This is a genomic window from Herbaspirillum sp. GCM10030257, from assembly GCF_042666555.1.
In the GTDB taxonomy this organism is placed as follows: domain Bacteria; phylum Pseudomonadota; class Gammaproteobacteria; order Burkholderiales; family Burkholderiaceae_D; genus Noviherbaspirillum.
The window spans coordinates 26,376-39,291 of the sequence record NZ_JBHTDH010000025.1 but is presented as its reverse complement, the minus strand read 5'-3'; the positions used below and the strand labels follow the sequence as shown (position 1 = coordinate 39,291).

Annotated in this window: 13 protein-coding genes; all 13 read right to left on the bottom strand. The window is 57.6% G+C overall.

Annotated features, from left to right (window positions below):
- Positions 1-5: 5 nt before the first annotated feature.
- Positions 6-470, bottom strand: coding sequence for a tripartite tricarboxylate transporter TctB family protein (locus ACFQUU_RS23970; RefSeq protein ID WP_382250640.1), 465 nt, complete (start codon positions 468-470; stop codon positions 6-8).
- Between the two features lie 165 nt (positions 471-635).
- The gene (locus ACFQUU_RS23965) at positions 636-1,613 is read right to left on the bottom strand and encodes a Bug family tripartite tricarboxylate transporter substrate binding protein (protein WP_382250639.1); all 978 of its coding nucleotides are present in this window, start codon (positions 1,611-1,613) and stop codon (positions 636-638) included.
- A gap of 49 nt (positions 1,614-1,662) precedes the next feature.
- On the bottom strand, positions 1,663-2,388 hold the full coding sequence (locus tag ACFQUU_RS23960) for an enoyl-CoA hydratase/isomerase family protein (protein WP_382250638.1): 726 nt from the start codon (positions 2,386-2,388) through the stop codon (positions 1,663-1,665).
- Positions 2,378-4,735, bottom strand: a complete 2,358-nt coding sequence (locus ACFQUU_RS23955; protein ID WP_382250637.1) for a xanthine dehydrogenase family protein molybdopterin-binding subunit — start codon at positions 4,733-4,735, stop codon at positions 2,378-2,380. The genes ACFQUU_RS23960 and ACFQUU_RS23955 overlap by 11 nt, the downstream gene beginning before the upstream one ends.
- Positions 4,732-5,238 carry a (2Fe-2S)-binding protein gene (locus ACFQUU_RS23950; protein WP_382250658.1) on the bottom strand — a complete coding sequence of 169 codons (507 nt, stop codon included), beginning with the start codon at positions 5,236-5,238 and terminating at the stop codon, positions 4,732-4,734. The genes ACFQUU_RS23955 and ACFQUU_RS23950 overlap by 4 nt, the downstream gene beginning before the upstream one ends.
- Positions 5,239-5,297: 59 nt before the next feature.
- Entirely contained in the window at positions 5,298-5,750 is a 453-nt protein-coding gene (locus ACFQUU_RS23945) for a CoxG family protein (RefSeq protein ID WP_382250657.1), read from the bottom strand.
- A 54-nt stretch (positions 5,751-5,804) separates the two neighbouring features.
- Positions 5,805-6,608 carry an FAD binding domain-containing protein gene (locus tag ACFQUU_RS23940; RefSeq protein ID WP_382250636.1) on the bottom strand — a complete coding sequence of 268 codons (804 nt, stop codon included), beginning with the start codon at positions 6,606-6,608 and terminating at the stop codon, positions 5,805-5,807.
- A 57-nt stretch (positions 6,609-6,665) separates the two neighbouring features.
- Positions 6,666-7,430 (bottom strand): alpha/beta fold hydrolase, encoded by a 765-nt coding sequence (locus ACFQUU_RS23935; protein WP_382250635.1) that lies wholly within the window; start codon positions 7,428-7,430, stop codon positions 6,666-6,668.
- Positions 7,431-7,452: 22 nt separating this feature from the next.
- Entirely contained in the window at positions 7,453-8,784 is a 1,332-nt protein-coding gene (gene fahA, locus ACFQUU_RS23930) for a fumarylacetoacetase (protein WP_382250634.1), read from the bottom strand.
- Between the two features lie 3 nt (positions 8,785-8,787).
- The gene (locus ACFQUU_RS23925) at positions 8,788-9,309 is read right to left on the bottom strand and encodes a VOC family protein (RefSeq protein WP_382250633.1); all 522 of its coding nucleotides are present in this window, start codon (positions 9,307-9,309) and stop codon (positions 8,788-8,790) included.
- Positions 9,310-9,351: 42 nt separating this feature from the next.
- On the bottom strand, positions 9,352-10,539 hold the full coding sequence (locus ACFQUU_RS23920) for an FAD-dependent monooxygenase (RefSeq protein ID WP_382250632.1): 1,188 nt from the start codon (positions 10,537-10,539) through the stop codon (positions 9,352-9,354).
- 48 nt (positions 10,540-10,587) lie between these two features.
- On the bottom strand, positions 10,588-11,550 hold the full coding sequence (locus ACFQUU_RS23915; protein ID WP_382250631.1) for a Bug family tripartite tricarboxylate transporter substrate binding protein: 963 nt from the start codon (positions 11,548-11,550) through the stop codon (positions 10,588-10,590).
- 343 nt (positions 11,551-11,893) lie between these two features.
- Positions 11,894-12,856: a LysR family transcriptional regulator gene (locus ACFQUU_RS23910; protein WP_382250630.1), complete on the bottom strand. Its 963-nt coding sequence runs from the start codon at positions 12,854-12,856 to the stop codon at positions 11,894-11,896.
- Between the last annotated feature and the right edge of the window lie 60 nt (positions 12,857-12,916).

Sequence of the window (12,916 nt, the reverse complement as noted above, 5' to 3'; positions counted from 1 at the left end):
TTCGTTCAAGATCCAAACCAGGTGCCGAGTATCGGCATCGGCAATCCGAGCCCTTTAACAAATACCAATGCACTAAAAATGGCCAAGCCAGCGGCCAGAAGCAATGAAGGCAAGAGCTTAAACTTGACGCTGGCGCAAGCACCGATCAGCACCAGGCCTACGATTGCAGGCACCACGCCGGCTCCGCGCATAAGCAATCCGAAACCTAAGACGCCTATTAGTACCAGTAGCAGACTTTTGACGGCAAAACGTTCGAGCGATTCCCCGGGACGCAGCAGCGAGCGCAATACGCTGACTGATCCCAGCACCGCTAACAACGCACCGAGAATAGTTGGAAAATATCCTGGGCCCATTCTTCCAGTTGTCCCCAAAGAGTAATCACGCCCTATCAGAATTGCCGCCAAACCTATGCCAATGAATATTACTCCAGACCAGAAGTCCTTCGGATTGCGAGTAAACGATGATGCCAAATCATCCTCCAATGATGACCATACGCGCAAATGCGCAGGGAAATGAGACGCGAGGTGTTCCGCATAGCCGCGGAAAGATGTGCGGCGCCAATATGGAATAGCCGTATTAGATATCCACGCACCAGACTATGGTGACGTTTGAAGCGAACGGTTTATTGCGACTGCTTATTCAGCGACAATGCCCGCGCGCTTGATGATACGTCCCCACTTTTCCGTATCGGACACTACCGCTTTCGCGAGATCAGCGGATGTACCCAACCAAGGTTCAACGCCAATCGAACGCAGTGACTCGCTCAAGCCCTTGTCGGCGACCACTTCCCGCACGTGCTTTTCCAGCAGCCTGGTAATCTCGGGGGGCGTCTTAGCCGGCACGAAAATCCCGAACCAACCGATCAAGTCGTAGCCTGGCAGGCCAGCTTCGGCCATTGTCGGCACGTCCTTGAGTGCCGATACACGGGTCGCATTCGTGACCGCTAATCCTCTCACGCGCCCACCCTTGATCTGCGGAATCGCCAACGAAGCATCCGCCATCACAAAGTCGACCCGGCCACCGATAAGATCGGTGACCGCTGGCGGCACGCCCTTGTAGGGCACATTCAGAATATCAACGCCGGCCAGATGAGTGTACAGCGCGCCCGCGACCTGTCCGGTAGCATTGCCTGTGCCATAGCTGTACTTGCTCGGATCCTTTTTTAATAGCGCGGTCAGCTCACCGAGCGTCTTGACGGGCAGCTTTTCTGGATTGACTAGCACTACGAAGCCGAGTGTGGCTACTGGGGCAACCGGTGCGAAGTCCTTGACTGGATCGAAGGGGAGCTTTTTGAACAGATGCACGTTGGCCACCGGTGCGGAGTTCGGTGTGAATAGAATAGAATAGCCGTCAGGTGTCGACGTGGCCACGTTTTGCGCGGCGATGTTACCGAGCGCTCCTGGTTTGTTGTCAACATAAACAGTTTGACCCAGGGTTTTCTCCATGCGCTGGGCCACCTGGCGCGCCACATTGTCGATACCGCTGCCTGCAGGGTAGCCGAGTACCATCCGGATCGGCTTGCTCGGATACGTTTGTGCCGAAGCGGCGCCGGCTAAAGCGAGCATGGAAAATACCTGCATGAGCAAGGCGGCTTTCATCAGGGTGCGTCTCATTGCTTGTCTCCTCGTTATCTGTTTTTCAACTCGTGCAACCGCCGTTTTCTCAAAAGCGGGCTGACAGCGCAGTGGCTGCGAGATTGGCCGCAAAGCTACTCGCAGCCTGGCCCGACATCTCTGGCGCAAGGCGCAGATACTGTTTTACAGCGCGCAGGCTGACCGCGCTGTTGGTCAGCATGGTGCCGATCAGTTTCTCAGCTTCCGCTTCGAGTTGCTCCGCCGGCAGCACCCGTTTGACTAATCCCGCCTGCATGGCCTGCTCCGCTGTCAACGATTCGCGGCTGTACACGAGATAGCTCAGAGTCTTGACCGGTACGCGGTCGACGAGCGCCGTCATCACCAAAGTTGGAGGAATGTCACGTTCCATCTCTGGGATGGAATATGTTGCATCATCGGCGCTGAGCGTAATGTCGCACACGCAGGCAAGACCACAGCCTGCGCCCGCCGCCCTGCCACGCACCAGCGCTATCACCGGGGCCGATGCATTCTTGATCGCGTCGTACAGCGCCAGCGGTGGTGCGGCAACCACCTTGCGTATAGTTTCTGCCGACGGCTTAGGGCCGAGCGTCGGAATAGGGGAATCCCTGCCTGCACAGAAATCGGCGCCAGCACCGGACAAGCGCACGACCTTTACCGTCTCGTCTATCGCATCGAGCGCGGCGATGATGGCGTCGCCCATTTCGGCCGTCAGAGAGTTTCCTTTCTCTGGCCTGTTGAGCACGATATCCAGCAAATCGCCGTCGCGGCGGATGATGACCTGATCAGACTGCATTGGCTTGATCCTTATGTTGTTGAATGTAATTCCAGATCACGGCGGGGGTGGCCGGCATCGGAATTTCGTCATTTCCGACATCACGCAGTGCATCCGCCAAGGCGTTGAAGATGGCTGCCGTCGCGGGAGTAATTCCACTCTCTCCCCCACCCTTCACCCGCAGCGGGTTTCCACTCGTCGGGTCTTCCGAGAATTCCAGCGTCAGCGGAGGAACGGCACCGGCGCGCGGTACGCCGTAATCCATGTATGAGCCAGACAGCACCTGCCCACTACTGCGTTCGATGTAATAGCCTTCAAGGAATGCCTGCCCGATTCCCTGAGCCAGGCCGCCATGCACCTGTCCTTCGAGAATCAGGGGGTTGATCGGCTGACCAACATCGTCGATCTGCGTATAGTTGAGCAGCGCGGTGTCGCCAGTGTCGGGGTCAATCTCCAGTTCGCATACCGCGCATCCGGTAGGATGCGCTGGCATCCGGCCGTTGAATTCGGCATCCGCCTTATAGGCGCGCTCGCTCATATCGTTCCTGGCACCCATGCCGTGTTGCTGGATGTCTGATGCAACTTCGAACAGGCTAACGAAACGCCGCATCCCGTCGTCACGAAAGCCGCCGTCGGCGAAGACCAAGCTCCCCGGAGAAGTATCCAGCATACGAGCCGCAACTTCTCTGCCCGTTGCAATTAGCTTCTCCGATGCCTGCACCAGCAGTGTTCCCGCCAGACGCATGCTGCGGTCTGAGTGCGAACCGCCGCCGAGCTTGACGAAGGCGGTATCGCCGGTGCGCAAGCGCACAGATTCAATTGGCACGCCGAGCTGGGTTGCGACAACTTGGGCGAAGGTAGTAGCATGGCCTTGGCCTTGCGTCTGCGTACCGGACACAATGTCAACGATGCCTTCCGGCAGGATTGTCAGCTCTATGCGCTCACGCGGCGCACCGACCGGCGCCTCGACGTAGTTAGCCATACCAATGCCGCGCAATCTCCCTTTTGCGGTCGACGCGGCGCGGCGCAACTCGAAACCTGCCCATTGGCCGACGTCCAGCGCACGCTTCATGTTGCCTTCGAAATCGCCGCTGTCGTACGTGAGACCCATGGGACTGCGGTAGGGAAGCTGACTGCGCTTGACCAAGTTGCGCCGGCGGATTTCCAAGCGGTCGATGTTCATCTCCCGCGCCGCAATGTCGAGCATGCGTTCCATCATGTGATGCGCCTCGGGTCGGCCGGCGCCGCGATAAGGCCCGGTCGGCACGGTGTTGGTCAGCACGGCACTGATGTGCACGGCCGCCACTGGAACGTCATAGACTGTAGTCATCACGCGGGTGCCATTGGCCATCGGTACATATGACACGGTATGCGCACCGACGTTGCCGATCCACTCATTGTCGATAGCCAATATACGGCCATCCTTATCAAAGGCGAACGCCGCCTTAATAATCTGGTCACGGCCTTGGTAGTCGGATAGGAAGGCTTCGCTGCGGTCACCTGTCCACTTGACTGGGTGTCCAACGTGACGGGCACCCCACACCACGGCAAGCTGCTCCACATTGAGCATGCTGCGTGGACCGAAACCACCACCCACGTCTGGGCAGATTACACGCACCTTTTCCGGCGGCACTCGCAATGCGCCCACCAAACAGGCTTTTTGGCGGTGCGCACCCTGACTGCCGGAGAGCAGCGTATAGCTATTATCCTTTTCGTCGTACATGCCGATGGCCGCTCGAGGCTCCATCTGACAATTGACGATGCGGCTGTTGCGGAACTCGCGGCGCACTACATGAGCGGCCTGCTGGAACAATCGCCGCGCTGCCTCCTTGTCGCCGAGTTGGGTCTGGAAACACAGGTTACCTGGTGCGCCTTCCCACAACTCAGGCGCGTTGTCCATCATTGCGTCGTCGGCGACCACCACTGCTTCGAGCACTTCATAATCAACTTCAATCAACTCCGCGGCGTCCCGCGCTTCAAGTGCAGTGGCGGCGATGACCATCGCGACCGGCTCGCCGACATGGCGCACTTTGTCTATGGGCAACGGCAAATGCAATTGGTTGAACACGGTTCCGGTCAGTGAACTAGTGAACGCAGGTTGAGTATGGATGATTGCATCCGCCGGGTTAGGCACATGCTCGATACCCTGATAGCCGGCGTTGAGATAGTCTTGCCCGGTCAATACCGCTAGCACGCCGGGCGCCGCGCGCGCAGCGTCGGTATTGATTGCGCAGAGAATGGCATGTGCATGTGGAGAACGTAGGAACGCGGCATAGACCTGACCGTCGATGTTGAAATCGTCGGTGTACTGACCATTGCCGGTCACCAGACGTCGGTCCTCTAGGCGTGGCAGCGGCTGGCCGATCATGCTGCCACCTTTGCCATCACATGCTTCGGCAGGTCGGGGTACATGCGATAGGCCGCACGCCGCACCGCTTCGATGATGTTCACATAGCCGGTGCACCGGCAGATGTTGCCTTCCAGTGCGGTATGAATAACATCGTCGTCTAGTGAGACGGGGCGTTTTGAAAGAAAGTATTCGATCGCCATCATCATCCCCGGTGTGCAGAATCCGCACTGTAGGCCGTGACACTGGATGAAGGCTTCCTGTACCGGATGCAGCGTACCACCATTGGACAGTCCTTCGACGGTCACCACCTCTCCGCCGCTGGCTTGGGCTGCGAGCACGGTGCACGATTTCACAGCCACACCGTTGAGCTTAACGGTACAAGCACCACACTGTGTTGTGTCGCAGCCGACGTGCGTGCCTGTGAGGCCACATTTCTGGCGCAGGAATTCGACCAGCAGTGTGCGGTCCTCGATGTCTTCGGCCCTACGCTCGCCGTTGACCTGAAATTCAACTCTAACCATTTCTTTTCGTCCTGACATGCCTGCAATCGCATTGAACATGAGCCGTTCTGCTTGGGATCTTATGCTTTGGCCATCGCGCTGACGTTGGCATTGAAGCGCTTGAAGAACTCATCGGCAAGCTTGTTAGCGACCGACGACACCAGACGCGATCCAATCTGAGCCAGCTTGCCTCCGACTTCCGCGGTTGAAAAATAGGTGAGCTCGGTGCCGCCGTCCACGTCGGCCAAGCGGACTTCCGCGTTCATCTTGCCGAAACCGGCAATGCCACCTTCACCCTGGCCTGCGATCCGATATCCGACTGCCTCGACACGATCGGACAGCACTAGATTGCCCTTGAATTTGGCTTTCACTGGGCCGACCGAAGCAACGACAACCGCAAGAAATTCGTCCTCGCTCTTCGCGGTAAACGATTCACATCCCGGCACACATGCCTGCAAAATTGCCGGATCGTTCAAGCATTTCCAGACGACTTCGCGCGGCGCTTCGATTGTTTGGGTTCCTTTGAATTCCATCATGTCTCCTAGATAAGTTTGCTGCAGATTGCAGCTTTGGACTGGCCTTGTGGCTCAGTTGCCGTTCGTCATTTCCTCGACCGCGCGGCGCGCGTACACCTTGACCAAATTGGCGCGGTACACCGCCGGCGCGTGGATATCGTCGAGCAGGATGGAATCGTCAAGCTCCACTCCTTGAAGCGATGCGGGGTTGAAGTCGTGCCCCAACGCCTCTTCGGCTTCGGTCCAACGGAACACCGACGACCCGGCTCCCGTGACCGCTACTCTGGCCTCGCCACCGAAACGGGCCACGAACACGCCCGCAACCGCATAGCCGGATGCGGCGTGTGCATACTTGAGATAATTGGCTGCGTCTGGACGGTTGAATTCAATGGCGGTTACCAGCTCTGTTTCTCGCAATACGGTTTCGAACATGCCAACGAAGAATTCATCGGCCGGTATTCGCCGTTCGTTTGTCACGACCGTGCCATTCAATCCAAGAACACCCGCCGGATAATCGGCAGCAGGATCGTTATTGGCCACTGATCCGCCGATGGTGCCACGATTGCGCACTTGAGGATCGGCAATCAAACCAGCGAGGCGGGACAGCGCCGGGATTGCCGCTGCAACGATTTCCGATGCTGCGACCTCGGCATGGCGTGTCGCCGCGCCGACACGCAGGATGCTACCGTCGACGGCAATGCCTTTCATCTCTGGTATCCATGTCAGATCAACCAGATGTGATGGCGAGGCCAGGCGCTGCTTGAGCGTCGGCACCAGCGTCATGCCGCCGGACAGCGGCTTGGCGCCTTCGTGTTCTTTTAAGAAGGCGACGGCTTCCTCAATGGAAGCTGGGCGGAAATAGGAAAAGGCGTACACATTGTCTCCACTTGCTGCGTTAGGCCATGCAGGAATAGACCGTGGCGGCGTACCGCATCAGGGCTGGCGCAAAAATTCTTGTATTGTCGCGGACAGAGCCAGCGGCACTTCGAACATCGGATAGTGTCCCGAATTCGATAGCGTCTCCATCATCGAATTTGGATACCAGGACAGCCAGGTACCCTGCATTAGGTCCGCATTCAGAGTGGGATCATGCTCGCCGATAAGAACCTTGACGGGCGTGGTATTGCCCTGCACCAGCTCGGAGAAATCCACGGTTGCCCACTGCTTTAGATAGGAGCCAAATGCCTCCGCCGTCGAGCGTTCCTTCGAACGCCTTGCCGCCTGCCTGATCCACGTAGCCGGCAGCCGGCTGCGAGTAGAAAAATTGATAATGAATTCGCGCTTCTCAACATCCGTCACGGCGCTCTCGAACATCGCGAGCCGCTGTGCATCCATGCGTGCACTGCATGCCGGCACCGCCGTCACTGCGACCATCTTCTCTACACGCCCAGCGGCCGCCAGCATCAGTCGCTGTATGGCAACGCCGCCCATCGAGTGGCCGATCAGCGAAAACCGATCCCACCCAAGCTGATCCACCAGATGCATGGCGTCGTTAGCGCTTTCCTCAAAGTTGAATTCACCGGTCAAATGACTGGAGAGGCCATAGCCGCGATAGTCGAACAGCACGATGGTGAATTCCTCAGGATCAAAGGCGTGTGCCATCGTGCTCCAATCCGTCGCTTCACCGAACCATCCTCCCATGGCCAACACTTTTCGGGGTCCATGCCCAATCTGCAGATAGCCGTTCAATTCATTCATGTCGTTTCCCGCCAGTTGTTGATCATGCCGGCCATGCCCGCGCCGGCTGTATACGCCCGCGGCATTCTCCGAAGCCGATAGTGACTGCGCCTTCGCGTGCAGCTCTGCCTCGGAATATGATTTCATCGCCGTCTTCAAGCGCAGTGCGGAACTCATTATTTCCTACGGGCAATGGATCTTTACCTGCATTGGTCAGTTCGGTGATGCAAGCGCGCGAGATGTCACTTTCACCCGAAATCGTGCCGCTGCCGATGAGGTCCCCTGGCCGCAGGTTGCAGCCGTTGCTGGCGTGGTGCGTGATCATCTGGCCAAAAGTCCAGTAGAGATTCTGCAAGTGGGTACGCGTGATGCAGACCGCCTCCTGCCCGGCGCTACGCTGCGCGGGCGTGGAGATCCAAGCTTCTAGGGCAATGTCGATGCCGCCCTCGGCCTGGTCGCGCTCGCCGTTGAGATGATCCAGCGGTGGCGGATCTCCAGCTGGGCGAGCGGGTGCCGGCAGACGGAACGGCAGCAGCGCTTCCTCGGTCACGATCCATGGTGAGATCGAGGTGATGAAGCTTTTGCCGAGGAACGGCCCAAGTACCTGTTCCCACCACTGTATGCTCTTGGCTGACCAGTCATTGAGTAGGCAATAGCCGAAGATATGGTCGCGCGCGCGGTCGATCGGGATGGGTTGTGTCAATGCATTTCCGCGGGCAATGAAGGCAGCCAGTTCAAGCTCGAAGTCCAGCATCGGCGCTGGGCCGAAACGCACTTCTCCTTGCGCATCCTTGTACTGCCCGTTGGGTCGTACCACGTCGGTTCCGGTGATCCGAATTGACGAAGCGCGGCTATGATAAGCGACTGGCAGTGACTTGAAAGCAGGAGGTAAAGGATCTTTCAAACCCTTGAATCGCCCGTGCCGTTCGGTATGGTGCAGCGAAGTCAGGAAATCCGTGTAATCGCCGATGCTGCAGGGCACGTTCATGCTTACCTTGCTCATGTCGAGAAGGATAGACTCTGCATTGGCACGTGCGCTCGAGAGCCGCTCAGAACTTGCACCAATACTAAACAAATCCGATAGTTGGCCGCGCAATGCCGACGCGAACAACGGGTCCATTTCCATTAATGCATTTAAGCCGCCGCTGGAGGTAGCATGCACCGCCAAGGCAGCATGTCCATCGAGCAAACCATGCCGCAGCAATGCCTGCAAGTTGATGACCTTGTCGCCCAGCGCGACGCCGGCGCGGTGGACGCCACTTTCGGTGAAAACGCCGAACGGAAGGTTTTGGATTGGAAAATCGCAGCCCGGTTGATTGGCAGACTCCAGCCAGGAGCGCCGTTCGGGATCGTGCGTTGCGTTCAGTTGCGCCATATGTCAGTTCTTGTTGTTGCGGGCCGCTTTTTCACGCGTCCACTCGTTGATCTTGGCGTGCGCTGCCGCCTCGTATTCACGATGCTGCTCTGGGCTACCGACCGGGACCGTGAATTCCATCCTAAATCCGTTGGGATCGAAAAAGTAGATTGACCTAACGAAGTGATGGTCAGTTACACCCACCACGTCAACGCCTGCATCTTCCAACCGGCGCTTCATTACCGCCAACTCCTCCAGCGAGCTCAATCGCAATGCGATGTGGTTTACCCAAGGCGGCGTGTTCTGCGACGGCTGCGCTGTCTGGCCATCGCCGAGGTCGAAGAAGGCGATGTTGGAGCCGTCTGCCATTTCGAAAAATATATGCACATAGGGACAGTACTCGCCGGTGCTTGGCACGTGATCGGCCTTGATGACATGCACCAGACGCATGCCGATTAAGTCTTCATAAAAGCGGCGGGTCTCCTCGGCATCGCGGCAGCGCCATGCAAAGTGATGCAGGCCTAGAACGCTGGGTATGGCAGACATGTCATTCTCCTGATTTGTAATGGGCCGTGCGGCGCAGGCTTGTCAGAGCTCGACCGCATCGACGTCGTAATTGAACAGCCACTCGTAGCGCTCCTTGACCTTTTCCTCGCCAAATTCGCGAGTGACGTACTCGCCCGCGCCTTCGGCGTCAGCCAATGCTGGATTATGAAAGCGCTTGGTATTTGCCGCAGAGCCGATCACCACCCGGGCGGTACGCTCCTTGCGCGCCGCCTCGTAACGTTCGAATGCTGTCGGGACCGAATGCGCATACTTCTCCAATGCGCGCGCCAAGATGAAACCATCCTCAATGGCCATGCCCGCGCCTTGAGCGAGGAACGGTAAGGTGGGATGGCAGGCGTCGCCTAACAGCGTCATATTTCCCTTCGACCAGAGTGGCATCGGGTCGCGTACTTTAAGCACCCACTTAAAGGGTGTTTCGATTGCTTTGATCATGGTCTGCACATCTTCATGCCAGCCCTTGAAGTCGTTTAGGCACTCCTCATGGGTGCCTTGTTCCGACCATGATTCGTTTTCCCACCGGTTACCTTCCACCGCGCCGACGAAGTTGATTAACTCACCCCGACGCAACGGATACTGAATGACGTGCGCGCCTGGGCCCACCCAGTTGGAGCCGTAGGGCTCGCGCAAGTGGGCCGGCAGCGACGACGCCTGAATCACCCCTCGCCATGCCATCACGCCGGAGTAGCGCGGCGCATCAGGTCCGAACATTGCCTCGCGCGTCTTCGAGTGCACGCCGTCGGCACCGATCACGACATCCGATTCGTACACCTTGCCGTCTTGCGCAGTCAGCGTCACGCCACCGCCATTCTGCTCATGGCCTACGATCCGCACGCCTAGCTTGACGGCGTCCGGCTTGAGGCGCATGACCGCGTCCGCTAGCACTGCATGCAGGTCGGCACGATGCAGCGTAAAGTAAGGATAGCCATAGATTTCACGCGACACGGTGCCGAGATCGAACAGCGGCCAGATCTGCCCGGTACTCCAAAGCCTGACTCGCTTCCCCATCGGCTCAGAAGCAATTTGTGACAATGCCTCGCCAAGCCCAAGCCGAAACAACACGCCGGTCGCATTTGGTCCGAGCTGTACCCCGGCGCCGATTTCCTTCAGCTCGCTCGCCTGCTCAAGGATGGAGACATTAAACCCCTTTTTAAGCAGGGCGACAGCCGCCGTCAGGCCACCCAGGCCTGCTCCGATAATAGTGATTTTCATTGTAGTGCAGCAGTTAGATGAGTTAAAAAGAAGACGTCGCAGCGGCACTTATTCGACGACCGGGTTGACCTTCTTCACCAGCCTAGTCCATTTGGCCAGTTCCGCTTCAATATCACGCTTGAATGCTTCCGGCGAGCTTTTCACGGGATCAAGCCCGGTAGCTTCGATTTCGCGCTGCAATGCAGAATCATTCTCGGAGGCCTGCAGCGCGTCGGACAGCACTTTCAAGACGTCGGCCGGCGTGCCTGCGGGTGCCACCAGACCAACCCAGGAATAGGCCTCGAAGTCGCCGCCGATCACTTCCCGGACCGTCGGCACGTTGGGCAATTGCGGCGCGCGCGTCTTTCCCGTGGTAGCCAGCACCTTCACCCGGTTAGTCTTGATGAACGACGACACGGTGGGGATAGTTTCAAGCGTCATGTCAACTTGCCCGCCTAGCAGGTCGTTCAGTGCCGGCGCCCCACCCTTGTAGGGCACATGCATCGTGTTGATCTTTGCTTCATCATTGAACCACTCGGCCACCAGATGGGTTATGGAGCCGTTACCGGCCGACCCATAAGACAGCTGCTGCGTCTTCGCAAGGTCGATGAACTCCTTGAGCGATTCGGCCTTGATGTTGCCGCGCGCCGTCAGCACAATGGGGCTGCGTGCAATCATCGCCAATGGCGAGAAAGACGTGAGCGGCGAATAGCTCAGTTTGGGATACAGCGCCGGCGCAACCCCAACGCTGCTGGTGCTTGCCCACAGCAGAGTGTAGCCGTCAGCCTTTGCACGTGCGACATAGGCTGAACCCGTTGTGCCGCCAGCGCCGGGCCGGTTCTCGATGACTACCGGCTGCTTGAGCCTTGTGCTTAGCGACCTGCCGATCAGTCGCGCGCTACTGTCGGTGGGTCCACCCGGCGCGAAAGGAACAACGAGCGTGATGGTGCGCACAGGATAGGACTGCGCGAGCGCCGATTGGGTAGCTACGCAAGCCATCGCAGCCAATGTTACGGAGAGAACAATGTTCAAGGGTTTCTTCATTATACTGGGGCTGATTGGTAAGACCGCGTCAACGGAAACGACATCGGCGTGGTTGACCCTTAATATAAAGAAGCGCGGATGATTGCAGAAGCAAAAAGAATTTATCGTCTTATAGAGAAATACGAACAATAAGAGCAGGTCCTCCCTTTTCGGTAGTGAACTGGCTGGAAAATGGCGTGAACAGGATTTGGCGTGAACCGGAAAGCGCGAACTGCAAATTCATTTGTAGCGGCAAAAAGAAAGGAAATGGCATGCAATATCCGTCACGGCGCAGGTCGCACCTTAACCGTGCGAAACGGGATACGCAGAAAATTTGCGGCAGAAATTGAAATTAAGCGGATTCGCTTTTACGCTTTGCTGTAGCTCGCTTGCTACGGTGGGATAGTGTTTTCTCGAATTCCTGCGCCACTTCACGGAAGACTTCCGAGAACTGCTCGATGGCCTCAGTGTTGCCGCGTCCGGAACGCGTAATGCAATAAAAAGCCAGTTCCAACAGCGGTTGCACCTTGTCCAAACGGACGCGGAAGCGCTGGCAGGTCGCTTCGGAAAAGGAAGGCACGATGGCCACCCCGAAGCCCGCTTCGGCCATCGCGATGGCAGTCTCGAGATGGCCGACAATGATGCGCTTGCCGGTTGTGACGTGCTCGCGCGACAGGTTGTCCTCCACTAAGCGCTGGATCGGATTGTCCTTGTGAAAGGAGATCATTGGTACGTCCTGTAAAGCCGCCCAGGTAACATTGCTGGAGGAAAAATCCGGCCACTGCCGATCCTCGGTCAGCGGCGAGGCAATCACGAAATGGGTTGGAAAAATCGGCTTACGCTCAATGCCGGATGCCTTATCGAAGAAAGCGCCGAACGCTGCGTCGAGCTCGCCATCCTCGACCAGTCGCAGCAGATCGCCCGGTGGCTTGTCGCTGACTTCAACATGCACATCGGAATGGACTGACAGGAACCGCTTCAAGACCGTGGGTACGATACTGACCGCCACATGCGGCGTAACGCCTACACGCAAAATGCGACGCTCCTCGCGGCCGACTTTAGCTAATTCCAGCGCCGAGTTCTCCAATACCTGTACGATATGCATAGCAGTTGGCAAGAACATGCGGCCGGCTTCCGTTAGACTCACGGTGCGCGTATTACGGTCAAGCAAGCGGCATTGGAGTTGGGTTTCCAGCTCCCGGATAATCGCGGACAGGGCGGCCTGACTAAGATGTAGGCGCTGTGCGGTCTTGGTAAAGCTAGAACTGTCCGCCACGCCGAGAAACACTTTCAATTGCCGAAGTGAAAGATTCATAGCCTAATTACCTGAAGGATCGCTGAAAGCTGCGCTCCAACCGGCGGGGCGCAAAAACAA

Bases quoted from the DNA above. Each gene is read 5' to 3' on its own strand.
- ACFQUU_RS23910 (WP_382250630.1), bottom strand. From the start codon at position 12,856: ATGAATCTTTCACTTCGGCAATTGAAAGTGTTTCTCGGCGTGGCGGAC.
- ACFQUU_RS23920 (WP_382250632.1), bottom strand. From the start codon at position 10,539: ATGAAAATCACTATTATCGGAGCAGGCCTGGGTGGCCTGACGGCGGCT.
- ACFQUU_RS23955 (WP_382250637.1), bottom strand. From the start codon at position 4,735: ATGATCGGCCAGCCGCTGCCACGCCTAGAGGACCGACGTCTGGTGACC.
- ACFQUU_RS23925 (WP_382250633.1), bottom strand. From the start codon at position 9,309: ATGTCTGCCATACCCAGCGTTCTAGGCCTGCATCACTTTGCATGGCGC.
- ACFQUU_RS23965 (WP_382250639.1), bottom strand. From the start codon at position 1,613: ATGAGACGCACCCTGATGAAAGCCGCCTTGCTCATGCAGGTATTTTCC.
- ACFQUU_RS23945 (WP_382250657.1), bottom strand. From the start codon at position 5,750: ATGGAATTCAAAGGAACCCAAACAATCGAAGCGCCGCGCGAAGTCGTC.
- ACFQUU_RS23960 (WP_382250638.1), bottom strand. From the start codon at position 2,388: ATGCAGTCTGATCAGGTCATCATCCGCCGCGACGGCGATTTGCTGGAT.
- fahA (WP_382250634.1), bottom strand. From the start codon at position 8,784: ATGGCGCAACTGAACGCAACGCACGATCCCGAACGGCGCTCCTGGCTG.
- ACFQUU_RS23950 (WP_382250658.1), bottom strand. From the start codon at position 5,238: ATGGTTAGAGTTGAATTTCAGGTCAACGGCGAGCGTAGGGCCGAAGAC.
- ACFQUU_RS23935 (WP_382250635.1), bottom strand. From the start codon at position 7,430: ATGAATGAATTGAACGGCTATCTGCAGATTGGGCATGGACCCCGAAAA.